The 15,499-nt window shown below is 72.8% G+C and carries 12 protein-coding genes and 1 pseudogene; 7 read left to right on the forward strand and 6 right to left on the reverse strand.

Annotated features, from left to right (window positions below; genetic code table 11):
* Nucleotides 1-348: 348 nt before the first annotated feature.
* Both ACF1BE_RS08345 and ACF1BE_RS08350 read right to left on the reverse strand, forming a co-directional pair.
* A complete protein-coding gene (locus ACF1BE_RS08345) occupies nt 349-1,572 on the reverse strand; it encodes an acyltransferase family protein (protein ID WP_392198163.1) in 1,224 nt (407 codons plus the stop codon).
* Between the two features lie 208 nt (nt 1,573-1,780).
* Nucleotides 1,781-2,737, reverse strand: coding sequence for a hypothetical protein (locus ACF1BE_RS08350; protein ID WP_392198164.1), 957 nt, complete (start codon nt 2,735-2,737; stop codon nt 1,781-1,783).
* 245 nt (nt 2,738-2,982) lie between these two features.
* On the opposite strand from ACF1BE_RS08350, the gene ACF1BE_RS08355 reads away from it, so the two are divergent.
* The 4 genes from ACF1BE_RS08355 (at nt 2,983) to ACF1BE_RS08370 (ending at nt 9,391) form a co-directional block, all read left to right on the forward strand.
* Nucleotides 2,983-4,110, forward strand: a complete 1,128-nt coding sequence (locus ACF1BE_RS08355) for an abortive phage infection protein (protein ID WP_392198165.1) — start codon at nt 2,983-2,985, stop codon at nt 4,108-4,110.
* Between the two features lie 371 nt (nt 4,111-4,481).
* Nucleotides 4,482-4,919 carry a Fur family transcriptional regulator gene (locus ACF1BE_RS08360; protein WP_392198166.1) on the forward strand — a complete coding sequence of 146 codons (438 nt, stop codon included), beginning with the start codon at nt 4,482-4,484 and terminating at the stop codon, nt 4,917-4,919.
* A 33-nt stretch (nt 4,920-4,952) separates the two neighbouring features.
* Entirely contained in the window at nt 4,953-7,184 is a 2,232-nt protein-coding gene (gene katG, locus ACF1BE_RS08365) for a catalase/peroxidase HPI (protein WP_392198167.1), read from the forward strand.
* Nucleotides 7,185-7,822: 638 nt separating this feature from the next.
* Nucleotides 7,823-9,391, forward strand: a complete 1,569-nt coding sequence (locus tag ACF1BE_RS08370) for a carbohydrate-binding protein (RefSeq protein WP_392198168.1) — start codon at nt 7,823-7,825, stop codon at nt 9,389-9,391.
* A gap of 78 nt (nt 9,392-9,469) precedes the next feature.
* On the opposite strand, the gene ACF1BE_RS08375 is transcribed toward ACF1BE_RS08370, so the two are convergent.
* Nucleotides 9,470-10,198 carry a hypothetical protein gene (locus tag ACF1BE_RS08375; protein WP_392198169.1) on the reverse strand — a complete coding sequence of 243 codons (729 nt, stop codon included), beginning with the start codon at nt 10,196-10,198 and terminating at the stop codon, nt 9,470-9,472.
* 78 nt (nt 10,199-10,276) lie between these two features.
* Complete coding sequence (locus tag ACF1BE_RS08380; RefSeq protein ID WP_392198170.1) at nt 10,277-10,678, reverse strand: VOC family protein; 402 nt, start codon at nt 10,676-10,678, stop codon at nt 10,277-10,279.
* A 779-nt stretch (nt 10,679-11,457) separates the two neighbouring features.
* Between ACF1BE_RS08380 and ACF1BE_RS08385 the strand changes: the two genes are divergently transcribed.
* Both ACF1BE_RS08385 and ACF1BE_RS08390 read left to right on the forward strand, forming a co-directional pair.
* Entirely contained in the window at nt 11,458-11,640 is a 183-nt protein-coding gene (locus tag ACF1BE_RS08385) for a hypothetical protein (protein ID WP_392198171.1), read from the forward strand.
* Between the two features lie 80 nt (nt 11,641-11,720).
* Entirely contained in the window at nt 11,721-12,611 is an 891-nt protein-coding gene (locus ACF1BE_RS08390; protein ID WP_392198172.1) for an SDR family oxidoreductase, read from the forward strand.
* Between the two features lie 29 nt (nt 12,612-12,640).
* On the opposite strand, the pseudogene ACF1BE_RS08395 reads toward ACF1BE_RS08390, so the two are convergent.
* Nucleotides 12,641-13,295, reverse strand: a pseudogene (locus tag ACF1BE_RS08395) (hypothetical protein).
* Between the two features lie 121 nt (nt 13,296-13,416).
* Complete coding sequence (locus ACF1BE_RS08400) at nt 13,417-14,190, reverse strand: polysaccharide deacetylase family protein (protein WP_392198173.1); 774 nt, start codon at nt 14,188-14,190, stop codon at nt 13,417-13,419.
* Nucleotides 14,191-14,620: 430 nt separating this feature from the next.
* Here ACF1BE_RS08400 and ACF1BE_RS08405 point away from each other — a divergent pair, with 430 nt between their 5' ends.
* Entirely contained in the window at nt 14,621-15,469 is an 849-nt protein-coding gene (locus ACF1BE_RS08405; protein WP_392198174.1) for an alpha/beta fold hydrolase, read from the forward strand.
* Nucleotides 15,470-15,499: the final 30 nt, after the last annotated feature.

Raw genomic sequence — 15,499 nt, forward strand, 5'->3', positions numbered from 1 at the left:
TGACCGGGGCGCGCCCTGGCATGGGACAGCACGGACCGGCGGTGGACAGGGGCGGCGGCGGGCGGGCCGGCTCCCGGCCCCCGGCTCCGTCCGGTGTGTTTCCCGCGCACGTCGAACGGCTCCTTCGGTGTGGTCGAGCGGTGCCGGCCCGTCGGTGTGTGCCGCCGGGCCGGCGTCGGGAGCCGCTTACCCCGAAACCCGCCGGGCTCTCCCTGCTGTTGCCGACGTCACCCGCGCGTACGACCGGCTCCCGGCCGCCCGGACGGGACCAGCACGGAGGAAGGGGACAACTCGGCGAACGGCGCCCCGGGGGGCACCGGGCGCGACCCGGGGTGGTGACGCCGTCAGTCACCCGCCGGCGCCGCCGCCTCCCGGCGGGTCGGGTGCCGGTACCGCCTCCGGCTGTCGAAGGGGAGCGGCATCCGGTTGCGGTGGCGGGATCGTCCGCGGGCGCCGGGCCGGCCGGCGGCGCAGCAGCAGCCGTCTCGCCGGGCGCTCCACCCCCTCGTACAGCGCCCAGGACAGGGCGAGCGCCACGGCGAACGCGGCCGTGGTGACGGCCATACCGGCCAGGACACCGAAGCGCGGCTTCGTGCCCAGCACGCTCGTGGCGGCCCGCAGCACCAGCAGGTGGATCATGTAGAAGGCGAACGACAGCTCCCCGAGCCGCACCATTGGCCGGTGCCGCCACAGGGACGGCAGCCCGCGCAGGTCCGCGACCGCCGCCGCGGGGATCAGCAGGGCGAACCCGGCGATGGTGCACACGGTGGCGGAATAGCCGGGTGTGACCTGCGGGACGAGGAAGTAGCCGATGACCGCGAGGGCGAGCGACGCCTCCAGCCCCGGCCCGCGCCAGCGGCCCAGCAGCACCAGCCGCGCGGTGACCGCGCCGAGCACGAACTCGGGCAGCCGCGCGGCGGGGAACGAGTAGACCGACCGGGTCCACCAGTGGTGGGCCTCGGCCCAGGCCAGCACCATGACCGCGGCCACCGACAGCGCGCCCAGCGCGGTCGAGCCGCGTGCGCCGAGCCGGCGCAGCAGCAGGATCAGCGCGGGGAAGGCGGCGTAGAAGAACGCCTCACAGGCCAGTGACCAGCTGACCGGGTTCAGGGTCTGCCACCACGGGCGCCACCAGGAGTGCAGCAGCAGCGCGTTGGCGAGGGTCTGGTGCGCGGTCGGCCGCGCCTGGTGCGTGAGCGTGTACGCCATGAGGAATGCGACGGCGAGGGTGGCCAGGTGCACCGGGTAGATACGGGCGATGCGCCGCCGCCAGAAGGCGAGGGCGCGGTCGCCGGGCCGCGCGGACCAGGTCAGTACGAATCCGGACAGCAGGAAGAAGAACGACACACCGGTGGCTCCGGCGCCGAACCCCCAGGACACCAGGCGGCCACCGGTACCGCCGAAGTAGCCGAAGTTGTGCACGTGCAGTCCGAACACCAGCAACGCCGCCATCCAGCGCAGGCCGGTGAGCGAGGGCAGGGAGGGCTGGGCGGCCGGTGAGGAGAGCCGGACGGCCGGGGCGCCGCTGCCGACGGGCGGCGTCCGGCTCGTCCGGGTCGTCGCCGTGGTCATCACATCACCTGCCGCAGGGAATTCGCGTGGGGCATGAAGGGGACCTTTGCCCGGCCACCCGTGGCCCATCACGCCGCGCGCCGAACTTCACACGGCTGCCGGACGACAGACCACCGTGCGGGCCACGGACGACGGGACCGGCCGCACCCAGAGCGAGGACGCCCACCGCGGGGTCGGGCGCCCCGGACACCCACTGCCCGCCTCCGTGTCAGCCGCCGCGCAGTCGTTCCACCCGCGCGGCGGCCGTCCCGGACCGGCGTCGGGCCTCGCGGGCGGCCCGGTCGGCCTGGCGCACCCGCTCCCGCGCCTCCTGCTCACCGGCCCGCGCCCGCCGCTCCTCCTCCTCGGCCTGCCGCAGCCGCCCGCGCAGCGCACGGACCTGTTCCGCCGCCTCGGCCACCCGGACACCGGCCTCCCGCGCCGCCCGCCCGGCGGCACCGGCCTCCGCCTCCCGTGCGCGCAGCTCCCGCTCGGCCTCCCCGGCCAGCTCGCGCACCTCGGCCAGGCGCCGGAGGTGTTCCTCGTCGCGTGGCCGGTCCTTGTCCGGCGTACGGTTCCTGTCCCCTACACGGGCCTTGTCCTTGTCCGGCGTACGGAGCTCGGCCCGGGCGGGCCTCTCCGGTCCGGCGGCGCGGGGAGCGGGCCGGCGGCGGAGGAGGGCCTCGTCGGCCGCCGGGAAACCGGCCGTCGCGCTGAGCGGTCTCACCAGCCGGCCCGCCGCCCAGTCCCGCGCGGCCCCGGGGTCGGCGAGCACGGCGTGCAGCGTCTCCTCGACCGCCCGCTGGACGCTCTCACCGACCGGATGCCCGGCCTGCGCGGCCAGCTGCCGGGCCTGCCGGCCCAGCGCGCCGATCACCTCGTTCTGCCGAGAGGCCAGCCGGCGCAGCCGCGCTCCGTCCAGTTCCCGGTGCGCACGGCGCAGTTCCTCGCCCAGACCGAGCAGTGACCGGACCTCCTCCGGCTGCCGGCGCACCAGCAGATTGCAGACCCAGGCGGCCTGACTCGGCCGCCGCAGCGCACCGACCGCCTTGGCGAGGTCCTGGTCACCGGCCGTGCGGGCATCCCGGGCGCGGCGGTCGCGGGCGGCGACGAACTCCTGCGGGCGCAGCCCGTACAGCTCGTCGGCGACGGCGTCCAGGTCCACCAGCGTCCTCCTGACGGCCACCTCCTGACGGAGTCCGGATGACCAGGCCCGATCTTCTCATCCAGGGGGCCCGTGCGCCTGGTGTGGCGGTTCGCGGGAGGAGCGTGTGGCGCGCCTGCCGGCACGGCAGGGCTGCCTTCCGGTACCGGACCGCCACCCTTCGGCGCGGTACGGCCTCCCTTCGGCACCGGACCGCCACCCTTCGGCCCCCTTTCGTGGACCGTCGGCCGACGGCGCCGGGGCGGCCGGGCCGGCAGGGTGACCGTATGCGGAGGACCGAGGGGATCAAGCGCGCGCAGTTCCTGGCCGGCATGGCGTCCGCGGGACTGGCCGCGGCGGCGCCGTCGGACCGGGCCCGGGCAGCGTGGGACGGACTGCGCCACCGAGGGGTCGTGTACACGGTGGGGGAGGGGGAGACACCGGGTACGGCCTTCAGCGTGGCCCGGATGCGGGAGGACGTCCGGGTCATCCGCGACGACCTGTACGCCGACACGGTCGACGTGACCGGTGACGGCGTCGAACGCCTCACCGCCACCGCCGCCGAGGCGGCCGAACGAGGGCTGCGCGTCTGGCTCCAGCCGACCCTCGGTGACGTGCCGGAGCGGGACATCCTGGAACACCTCGCCGAGACCGGCCGGTTCGCGGAGCGGCTGCGCCGCCAGGGTGCCGCCGTGGACCTCAGCGTGGGCAGCGAGTTCTCGCTGTTCGTGCCCGGCATCGTCCCCGGCGACACCGTCCTGGAACGTGTCCGCAACATGCTCGACGGCACGCTGGACCCCGTCGGGACGCAACGCCGACTGGACCGTTTCACGGCGAAGGCCGCCGCCGTCGGCCGCTCCGTCTTCGGCGGCCGGCTCAGCTATGCCGCCGCCCAGGAGGACCGGGTCGACTGGGACCTGTTCGACATCGTGGGCATCGACTACTACGCGTACTTCCCCCACCGGTCGGACCACGTCAGGGAGTTGAACCGCCATCTGCGGTGGGGCAAACCGCTGGCCGTCACCGAGTTCGGCACCTGTGCCTACGTCGGGGCACCCCGGACCGGCGGCATGGGCTGGGACGTCGTCGACTACGACAAGGAACCCGAGGAGATCAAGGGTGACCTGGTCCGCAGCGAGCGCACGCAGGCGGACTGGCTCCTGCGGCTCCTCGACGTCTTCTGCTCGACGGGCCTGTACGCGGCGATGGCCTTCGAGTTCGTGACTCCCGACGCCCCGCACCGTCCGGGCGACCCGCGCCACGACCTCGACATGGCGAGCTACGCCCTGACCAAGACCGTCAAGGACCGGCCGGACGACCCCGCTTCCGGCTGGCACTGGGAGCCGAAGGAGGCGTTCCACGCCCTGGCCCGCCGCTACCGGTCCGCGCGAACCGCCGGCCGGCACACCGACTGAGCGAGGCCGGGCCGGTCCCGCCCGCCCTGGGTCTCCCGGAAGCCCGCGCGAGCACGCCGGCTCACCCGTGCGCGGGACCGTCCGGCCGGCCGCGGGGCCGGCGCGGTACGCGCGGCCCCATGATGCGGGCATGCCCGTCCCGCGCTCGGCCCGACCATCGGCCTCAGCCGGCGCTCCGCCTCGCGCCGTCCGTCGATGTGGCCGTGTCCATCGTGTCGGGCTGAGCCACGCGAGGGTGCACGCGCCGGTGCCGGCGGAGGCGGAGATGAACGCGCGTGGCCGAGAGGTGACGTTCCGGTGCCGGTATACGGCCAGAATTGCATCGTTCGTTTTCTTGAATCCCTCGTGTTTATGCCGGTAAGTTCAGCGCCATGACCGCCTCCCCGGCCCCGACCACCGCCGAACAACTCCGCGGTGCCGGCCTGCGCGTGACGGCGGCTCGCGTCGCGCTGCTGGAGACCGTCCGGGACGGTGACCACCTCGGCGTCGAGGCGATCGCCTCCGGAGTCCGCGAGCGCGTGGGCCACATCTCCCTGCAAGCCGTCTACGAGGCTCTCCACGCGCTGGCCGCCGCGGGCCTCGTGCGCCGGATCGAGCCGGCCGGCCATCCGGCCCGGTTCGAAGGACGCGTGGGCGACAACCACCACCACATCGTGTGCCGGTCGTGCGGCGCCGTCGCCGACGTCGACTGCGCCGTCGGCGACGCGCCCTGCCTGACCGCCTCGAACGACCGCGGCTTCGCCATCGACGAGGCCGAGGTCGTGTACTGGGGCACCTGCCCCGCCTGTTCCACCGGCCGCAGTTCCTGAGCACCACGTTCCGCACAGTTCGGAAGGATTGCCATGACTGAGAACCACGACGCGATCGTCACAGACGCGAAGGCGGACGGGGCGGGGGGCGGCTGCCCCGTCGCCCACGACCGTGCCCTGCACCCGACCCAGGGCGGAGGCAACCGTCAGTGGTGGCCGGAGCGGCTCAACCTGAAGATTCTTGCCAAGAACCCGGCCGTGGCGAACCCGCTCGGTGAGGACTTCGACTACGCCGAGGCGTTCCGTGGCCTGGACCTTCCGGCCGTGAAGCGGGACATCGAGGAGGTGCTCACCACCTCCCAGGACTGGTGGCCGGCCGATTTCGGCCATTACGGCCCGCTGATGGTCCGTATGGCCTGGCACAGTGCGGGCACCTACCGCATCAGCGACGGCCGCGGCGGTGCCGGCGCCGGCCAGCAGCGCTTCGCCCCGCTGAACAGCTGGCCCGACAACGCCAACCTGGACAAGGCCCGCCGCCTGCTGTGGCCGGTGAAGAAGAAGTACGGCCGGCGGATCTCATGGGCCGACCTGCTGATCCTCGCCGGCAACGTCGCCCTGGAGTCCATGGGTTTCGAGACCTTCGGCTTCGGCGGCGGCCGTGAGGACGTGTGGGAGCCGGAGGAGGACGTCTACTGGGGTCCCGAGACCACCTGGCTGGACGACAAGCGCTACACCGGCGACCGTGAGCTGGAGAACCCGCTCGGCGCCGTCCAGATGGGCCTCATCTACGTCAACCCCGAGGGCCCGAACGGGAATCCGGACCCGCTCGCCGCGGCCCGCGACATCCGCGAGACGTTCGCGCGTATGGCGATGAACGACGAGGAGACCGTCGCCCTGATCGCCGGCGGCCACACCTTCGGCAAGACCCACGGTGCCGGCCCCGCGGACCACGTCGGTGCCGACCCCGAGGCCGCCGGTTTCGAGGAGCAGGGCCTGGGCTGGCGGAACAGCTACGGCACCGGCAAGGGCGCCGACACCATCACCTCCGGCCTGGAGGTCACCTGGACCGCCACGCCGACCCGGTGGAGCAACGGCTTCTTCGACAACCTCTTCGGGCACGAGTGGGAGCTGACCGAGTCCCCGGCCGGCGCCAAGCAGTGGCGGCCCAAGGACGGCGCGGGCGAGGGCACGGTCCCGGACGCCCACGACCCGTCGAAGAAGATCGCCCCGGCGATGCTCACCACCGACCTCGCGCTGCGCTTCGACCCGGTCTACGAGCCCATCTCCCGCCGCTTCCACGAGAACCCGCAGGAGTTCGCGGACGCCTTCGCCCGTGCCTGGTACAAGCTCACCCACCGTGACATGGGCCCGAAGTCGCTGTACCTCGGCCCGGAGGTCCCGCAGGAGACCCTGCTGTGGCAGGACCCGCTGCCGGAGCGGGAGGGCGAGCTGATCGACGACGCGGACATCGCGACCCTGAAGACCAAGCTGCTCGACTCGGGCCTCAGCGTGTCCCAGCTGGTCACCACCGCGTGGGCGTCCGCGTCGACGTTCCGCGCCAGCGACAAGCGCGGTGGTGCCAACGGCGCCCGTATCCGGCTCGCCCCGCAGAGCGGTTGGGAGGTCAACGACCCCGACCAGCTCGCTCAGGTGCTGCGCACCCTCGAGGGCGTCCAGCAGGAGTTCAACGCCTCCTCCGGCGCCCGGAAGGTCTCGCTGGCCGACCTCATCGTCCTGGGCGGTGTCGCGGCCGTGGAGAAGGCCGCCAAGGAAGGCGGCTTCCAGGTCCAGGTGCCCTTCACCCCGGGCCGCGTGGACGCCACCGAGGAGCACACCGACGCCGAGTCCTTCGAGGCGCTGGAGCCCACCGCGGACGGCTTCCGCAACTACCTCGGCAAGGGCAACCGCCTGCCGGCCGAGTTCCTGCTGCTCGACAAGGCGAACCTGCTGAACCTCAGCGCCCCCGAGCTGACCGTCCTCGTCGGCGGCCTGCGCGTCCTCGGTGCCAACCACCAGCAGTCGCAGCTCGGCGTGCTCACCCACACGCCCGGCGCCCTCACCAACGACTTCTTCGTCAACCTGCTCGACCTGGGGACGACGTGGAAGGCGACCTCCGAGGACCAGACCACGTTCGAGGGCCGTGACGCGACCACGGGCGAGCTGAAGTGGGCCGGCAGCCGCGCCGACCTCGTCTTCGGCTCCAACTCCGAACTGCGTGCCCTCGCCGAGGTCTACGCGAGCGACGACGCGAAGGAGAAGTTCGTCAGGGACTTCGTCGCCGCCTGGGACAAGGTCATGAACGCGGACCGGTTCGACCTCGTCTGATCCGCTGCTCCTCTGGCCGGCGCGTCCGGGTCCGCCCCACGGGGCGGACCCGGACGTCTTTCCGCTGCCGGGCCGAGTCCGGTCCTCCTGCTCGAAGGCCCTGCGCACGGAGGATCCCGCGGTTTTCGGGGAGGTGTGGCGCACCCCGGTCGTTTCCCGCCTGCGGTCTCTCGGCGCAGTCGGCGCGGCGGCTCAGCGCGCCACGGTGCGGAATTCGTCCAGCGGGGGAACGACTGGCGCCCGGCCGGGGCCGAGGAACCGGAACCCGAGCCATGCTGACGGGCTCTCGGTCCGCGCAGGCGCGGAGCGGGCTGTACAGGGCGCTGCGCAGGGGGCCGGTGGGTTTGGCGGCGGTGCGGACGAGGTCGTGGAGGGACGCGTTCGGCGTCGTCCAGCAGGAGGGCGTCCGAGGCGGAGTCGAGGACCACCTCGGACGCACCGGCCACCCTATTCATATGTCTGAATAAGGATCACGTACGCGACTATTGACGCGTGCGACGGCTAATCCCTAGCGTCGGGAACTCCTAGAGGGAAAGCGCTTTCCGGCGGCCTTCACCATGCCATGGCCGGCCGCCGGGTTCACCCCTTTGGACATCCGCATCCGCACAGCCGAGCCCGAACCGCTAGGAGACACGCCGATGCAACTCAGATCCGCCCTCGCGTGCGCCGGTCTGCTCGCCGGCACGCTCGTCGCGCTGTCCGGCACCACCGCTCAGGCCGCCCCCACCCGTTACGAAGCCGAGAGTTCCCCCGCGGTGTGCACCGGCACCGTCGACTCCGACTGGACCGGATTCTCCGGCAGCGGTTTCTGCAACGGCACCAACGCCCCCGGCGCGTACGCCCAGTTCACGGTGAACGCCGCCGGCGCGGGCACCGCGACCCTCGGTGTCCGCTTCGCCAACGGGACGACAGCCGCCCGGCCCGCGACCGTCGCGGTCAACGGGACGGCGGCCACCACGGTGCCGTTCGAGACCACCGGCGCCTGGAACACCTGGGCGACGAAGACGCTCACGGTGCCGGTCAAGGCCGGCGCCAACACGATCCGCCTCACCCCCACCGCCGCCGACGGCCTGCCCAACCTCGACTACCTCGACGCCGACGTGTCCGCGGCGACGACCGGCACCGTGCTCTACGTGTCACCGAGCGGCAGCGCCGGCGCGGCCGGCACGGAGTCGGCTCCGACCACGCTCACCTCCGCCATCAGCCGCGTCACGCCCGGCGGCACGATCTACCTGCGCGGAGGGACGTACACCCCGTCCTCCACGGTCACCATCCCGGCCGGCACGGACGGCACCTCCGGCGCCCGCACCACCCTGTCGGCCTACCCGGGCGAGAGGCCCGTACTGGACTTCGCGGCGCAGAGCGAGAGTCCGGCCAACCGGGGCATCCAGCTGAACGCCTCCTACTGGCGCCTGTACGGCCTGACCGTCGAGCACGCCGGGGACAACGGAATCTTCGTCGGCGGCAGCAACAACGTCGTCGAGCGAGTGGTGACCGCCTACAACCGCGACACCGGCCTGCAACTGGGCCGTATCTCCTCCACCACCCCCAACTCCCAGTGGCCGTCGAACAATCTGATCGTCAGCTCCGAGTCGCACGACAACGCGGACTCCGACGGCGAGGACGCCGACGGGTTCGCCGCGAAGCTGACCACCGGCACCGGCAACGTCTTCCGTTACGACGTCTCGCACCACAACATCGACGACGGCTGGGACCTGTACACCAAGACGGACACCGGCGCCATCGGCCCGGTGACCATCGAGTACTCCCTGTCCTACGCCAACGGCACCCTGAGCGACGGCACGGTCAACTCCAACGGCGACCGCAACGGTTACAAGCTGGGCGGTGACGACATCGCGGTGAACCACGTGGTGCGGCACAACATCGCCTACAAGAACGGCCACCACGGATTCACCTACAACAGCAACCCCGGCACGATGACGGTGTCCGACAACGTCGGCATCGACAACGCACAGCGCAACTACTCGTTCGACGCGGGTACTTCGGTGTTCCGCACCGACACGTCGTGCCGCTTCGCCGTGAGCGGATCGAACGACAAGACCATCGGTGACGCCGACGGCTCCAACCAGTTCTGGGCCGGCACCAACGGCTCCCGCTGCTCCGCGTACGCGGGCGCGCTCGGCTGGTCCTTCGCCTCGGACGGCCACCTCGTGGTGACGTTCGGCGGCAGGGTCGTGACGCCGTAACCGGTGCACGGCCGACGGTGACACGCGGGACGCCGCCCCGGGCGGCGTCCCGCTCCCTGCTCCGCGCGGAGGGCGGGCTCAGCCGACGGGATCGTCCGCGGTCACCGGATGTGCCTCCAGGTCCGGCGCGGCCAGCAGGTCGGCGATCAGTTCCGGCGCACCTCCCACATAGGTACTGGCCAGGTCCACGTCACCGCCCAGACACCAGGCGCGGTCCTGCGGCCACCACAGGTCGGGAAGACAGGCGGACACGTCCAGGGACGACGGGGAGACGACGTCGGCCAGCGGGCCGGCCAGCAGGACCTCCGCGCGGCCCGGGGTCTCGAACCTCGGGAACCGGTCGAAGTCCCAGTGGCCGTACCCCTCCCACAGCCCGAACCAGCACCGCTCCGCGTTCCCGGTGTGCCGGGCCAGGACCGGCAGCAGCGCCCGGGCGACGACCGGCGGGGTCGGCCCCTCCTCGGGGTGTTCGTCCCACACGCCGGGCATGCCGTGGTCGGAGGCGTTGACGTACTCCTCGTCCCTCCCGATGACCTCGTGCCAGCGGGTGCGCGGCGCCACCCGTGTTCCGTGGGCGGCGGCCACCGTCGACCAGCGCACCGGCCGATCGTCGAGTCCGGCCGGGTGCAGGACGCGTGCGTAGGCGGCGAATCCCGGCGCGGCGACGGCCGCCACCGTGCCGAAGGCGCCCTGACCGGGCCCGTGTTCCCCGAGCCAGTCGGCGGGGGAGAGGTCGTGGGTCTGTACGCGCAGGCGTCCGTACACCTCCGGGGCGGGTGCCCGGTGGACCGGGCGGAAGTCGTTCACCCGCACAGTGTGCCGTGCCCGCGCCGGGAGGGGCCCGTCCGGGCCGGGCCGCGGCGAGTGCCGCGGCCCGCCCCTCCCTCAGGACTCCGCCGGCGGCTCGTGGCTGCCGTAGGGGCGGGTGATGATCTCCATGCCGTGTCCGGCCGGATCGTGGAAGTACAGGCCGCGTCCGCCGTGGTGGTGGTTGATCTCGCCCGGCTGCTTCCCGTGCGGGTCGGCGTAGTAGGTGATCCCGGCCTGCCGGATCCGGGCGAAGGCCGCGTCGAACTCCTCGTCGGAGAGGAGGAAGGCGTAGTGCTGCATGACGATCGACTCCGCCGGGATCGTGGCGAAGTCCAGGGTGACCCCGTTGCTCGTGGACACGGGAACGAACGGGCCCCACTCGGCCCCGGCCTCCAGGCCCAGGATGCGGGCCAGGAACTCGGCCGACTCCCGCTTGTCCCGGGCGTGGACGATGGTGTGGTTCAACTCGACTGACATGGGTGGAATGCCTCCGCAAGGCAATCTCACGGGCACCTCCATGCCTCACCCGGCCGGTGACCGGCACGCGATGCCGTACGACGATCCTAATGGCCCCCCCCGGGAAGGCCCAACGGACTTATGAGCCAGGGTCGTTACGCGTGCCCGTACCGGTGCGCCGAGGTCGGTCCCCCGGTCGGCGGCACCGCCGGCCGGGGGCAGCGGGGCGAGCGGTACGGGTGACCGGGGCTCCGGTGGACGGGCGTGGCCACCCGCGCGTCACGGGGTTCGGCGTGCACTCGGGGGCGGGCCGGCGAGTGTGCGGGCAGGTCCGCCGGCGCGAGCAGGTGAGCAGCCGGGGCCGCGGGGCCCCGCCACACGGGCCTTGTCCACCGGGTCTCGCACCGCTCGCCGGCCCGACCGGGGCTCGGAGCGGCTGTCACACACCGTGACAGTCACCTCGTGCGGCCGGCCGCCGTCGCGGGGCCCGCGCGAGGTGCGGGGCCGGTGCCTCCAGTGCGCGGGTGAGGGACGCCCCGAGCGGGGCCGGCCGTCCCGCCGGGGCAGCCGCCACACCGATACGCAAGGGATTCGGGGGCACCTGCTCGTCCTTGGCCCGGGCCGCCGGGTGTGTGGGTGCCGGATCGCCCAGGGACAGGAGAAGGCCGCATGCGGCTCCGGTCTCCTCGGAGTGAAGCCGGGTTTCCCAGTACCGCCAGTAACATGATCAGCTTGTTCCGGGTGTACCAGTCAGTCAACTTTTCGCCGTCCGCGGACGGCGCCCCTGCCCGGAGATGTCGATGTCCACTGCCAACGACGCGCTGGAAAACGCGCGCTCCACCTACGAGCAGCACATGCAGACGTGCCGCCAGTGCCACGCCGACGCCGCTCCCTGCGCCGTGGCGAAGCATCTGCTGCGGCTGTACAACCTCGCCCGCCGGGACTGGCTGCGCGCCACGGGGCAGCACACTCCGACGGTCTGACCGGCAGAAAACGCTTTTCACCCGCCACAACGAGGGAACCCGGTCGCCTGTCCCGTCCACCCGAGACGCAGGAGGCCACTGTGACGGACCAGCGCGGTGACCGGCCCGATCCGGTCACGCAGCACCCTCGCCCCGACTTCCCCGCCCAGGACCAGCCGCATCCCGGCTGGACCGGCCCCATGGACCCCCCGCCCGACCACGGTGAGGACTCCTACCGCGGCACGGGCCGTCTCGACGGCCTCAAGACCGTGATCACAGGAGGGGACTCCGGCATCGGCCGCGCGGTGGCGCTCGCCTTCGCCCGCGAGGGCGCCGACGTGCTGTTCACGCACCTCGACGCGGAGGAGGAGGACGCCCGCGAGACGTCCCGGCTGGTCGAGGAGGCGGGGCGCAAGGCGGTCGCCGTGTCCTGCGACATCCGCGAGGAGGACAACTGCCGTTCGCTGATCGAGCGGGCGGTCGGCGAGTTCGGCCGTATCGACGTCCTCGTGAACAACGCCGCCTACCAGATGGCCCAGCCGGACGGCATCGAGGCGATCAGCACCGAGCAGTTCGACCGCGTGATGCGGACCAACCTGTACGGCATGTTCTGGCTCACCAAGTTCGCCCTGCCGCACATCCCGGCCGGCGGCTGTGTCATCAACACCACGTCCGTGCAGGCGTACCAGCCCAGCCCGCACCTGCTGGACTACGCGACGACCAAGGGCGCGATCGTCACCTTCACCCAGGGACTCGCGCAGATGCTGGCCGAGCGCGGCATCCGGGTCAACGCGGTCGCGCCGGGACCGGTGTGGACCCCGCTCATCCCCGCCACCCTGCCGGACACGGCGGAGTTCGGGAAGCAGAGTCCGCTCGGCCGCCCCGCCCAGCCCGCCGAACTGGCCCCCGCCTACGTGTACCTGGCCTCGCCCGAGGCGAGCTACATCACCGCGGAGGTGCTGAACGCGACAGGCGGCACCCCGCTGCCCTGACCCGGCCCACGCGCTGCCGCCGGGAGCGGTCAGCCGGCCGGGAACGGCGGCTCGGTCAGCAGCTCCAGCAGCCACCGGGCGCTCTGCGCCGCTCCCGGCCCCGCACCGGACGTGCCGGGGAACGTCCGGCCCCAGGCCGCCGCCCGGCTCAGCACGCTCAGCCGCCGGGCGAGCGCCGCCGCCCGCCGCAGCTGCGCCGCCGTACGGCCGCGGCCCGTCCAGGGCTCCGGATACGCGTCGACGTAGCGGTCGCGGGCCCGTTCGGCGGTGACGCGCAGACTGCGGAACGGGTGGGAGACGGCGGCGTCACCCCGGTCGAAGAAGGTGTACCGGCCCGGGGCCGGCCGGAACACCTGCTCGTCGTGCAGGTCGGCGTGGTCGAGGCTGTCCGCGACGCCCAGCGAGGCGAGTTCGGCACACCAGTCCGCGAGGCGCGGCCGGAGCTTCTCCAGCCGGGCGCGGTCGTCCGGACCCAGCACGGGGTTCCCGGCGAGCAGGTGGTCGAACACCTCCGGCAGCCCGTGTGTCCGGGCGGCCGGCACGTCCAGCCACCTCGAACCCGGCGGCCGCCCGCAGACCGTGCGCGGTGAGCCCCTCGGCCACCCAGCCGAGGGCCGCGGCACGCCAGGCCTCCTGCTCCCAGGGGGTCACCGCGTCCTGGTACTGCCCGCGGTCGACGACGATGGTGGCATCTTCTCGCGTCGCCCTGTCCTATCAGCACCGCGGACGGCCCGGCCAGCGGTTCTGCCGCACACCGGTGTCCGGGGACGACTCCCTCGCGTCTTCCGGCCGGACTCGCGTCGGGTCAGCGCACCGGGAAGCCGAAGGAGTAGCCCTGCTGCTTCAGCCAGGGCAGCAGGGTGCGCAGCGCTGCCACGGTCTGGGAGCGGTCGCCGCCCGCGTCGTGGAAGAGGATCGTGGGGCCGTTCGCCAGCTCGCCCTTGACGGTGGCCACGACGGCGTCCGTGCCCGGCCGCTCGAAGTCCTTGGAGTCGACGTTCCAGCCGAGCGGACGCATCCCGTGCGAGGCCGCCAGTTTCCGGCTGTACGGGGTGAAGGCGCCGCCCGGAGCCCGGTAGTACATCGGGTGAACCCCGCCGGACGCCTTGGTGATCTGCCGTTCGGCGTCCATGATCTGCCGTGACTGGTAGGCCGGGGACTTGGTGTCCATCGTGGTGTCGTGCGAGACCGTGTGGTCGCACAGCCGGTGCCCGGCGGCCACCACCTGCCTGACCAGCTCCGGGTGGGCCTCGGCCTGGGTGCCGACCATGCAGAAGGTCGCCTTCACGCCGTTGTCACGAAGCAACTGGAGCACCCGCGGGGTCCAGACCGGGTCCGGGCCGTCGTCGATGGTGATGTTCACGCCGTGCTCGCCACGGTCGGAGGCATGGGCGATGACGGCGGACACGGGCGACGCCGTGGGCGCGGCGGGCCGGGCCGAGGCACCCGGGCCGGCCGAGCCGCCACCGGACTGGCCGGCCTGCGCGGTCCACACCGAGGTGGCGGCGGCCACCACCGTCACCCCGAGTGCCGCCGTGACCATCCGGCCGTACCATCCCCGCCCGACGTGCCGCGCCATGTCGTCCGCCCCCTGCCGTGTCGATGACTCCCGTCGCCGCGCCGACGGGTTCCGTGCACCTGGCAGGACGGCCCCGGACGATCACGGGATCCCTCTGTTACGGATCACGGACAATTCCGGGGCGCTTCGGCGACAGTCGCACTGCGCGGGCCCGGAAACCGCCCCTCGGCTCGTGCGGGACATCCGTGCACGGGCGTGCCACCGCTTCCGGCGGGCCTGCCCGGCGGCGGCCCCGCGGACGAACGGTCGCGCCGTGGTGGGGGGCCGGGGAAACGGTGCGTCGTTCCCGGTGCCGCTGTACCCCGCGCGCAGGAACGGCTCGGTTCCGGCTCCCGGACCCGCTGCCCGGCCTCGGGGTGGCTCGTACCCTTGTCATCGCTCGATCCATCCAATGACATCGGTGGCGACGAACCAGGCCGGAGGCACGGGTATGCCGGAGACAGAACTGAGCGCGGGAACCGTCGATTACGAGGACACGGGCGGTGACGGCCCGGTGGTCGTGCTGGTTCCCGGCCTCGGCTTCGACGAGTCGGTCTGGGCCGACGTCGTCACCGGGCTGCGTCCCGGCTTCCGCGTGCTGGTCCCCGTCCTGCCGACCGGCAGCCACCGGCGCCCCATGCGGCCCGACGCGGACCTCTCCGCGCACGGCGTCGCCGGTCTCCTGGCCGAGTTCATGGACCGCCTGGACCTGCGCGACGTCACCCTCGTGCAGAACGACACCGGCACGGCCCAGCTCCTGCTCGGCGTACGGGACGAGCGCATCGCCCGACTGGTCCTCACCTCCTGCGAGGCCCTCGACAACTACCCGCCCGGCACCCAGGGGCGGCTCCTGGCCGCGGCCTGCCGGATCCCCGGCGCGCTGTTCCTGCTCATCCAGTCCTTCCGCTTCCCCTTACTCGCCCGCATGGAGACCTCGCTCGGCGGAATGGCGAAGAAACAGCTGCCGAAGGAACTGATCGCCCGCTGGTACCGCCCGTTGCTGACCGACCGTCACATCCGGCGTGACTTCGCCAGGTTCCTGCGCAGCACCCGCCGGGACTGCTATCTGGAAGCGGCCCGGAACTTTCCCTCCTTCACCCGCCCGGTCCTGGTCGCCTGGGGCGCCGAGGACCGCATGATGCCGCCCGAGACCGGCCGCCGCCTGGCCCGACTGCTCCCGGACGCCCGCTACGTGGAGATCCCGGACGCCCGCACACTGGTCCAGTTGGACAACCCCGGCGCCCTCGTCACCGAGATCCGCGACTTCGTCAGGGAACACCCCTTGCCCGCGGAGCACTGAGCACGCGCACGAACCGGACACCGGCGCGCC

It is taken from the genome of Streptomyces sp. NPDC014991, assembly GCF_043080665.1.
In the GTDB taxonomy this organism is placed as follows: domain Bacteria; phylum Actinomycetota; class Actinomycetes; order Streptomycetales; family Streptomycetaceae; genus Streptomyces.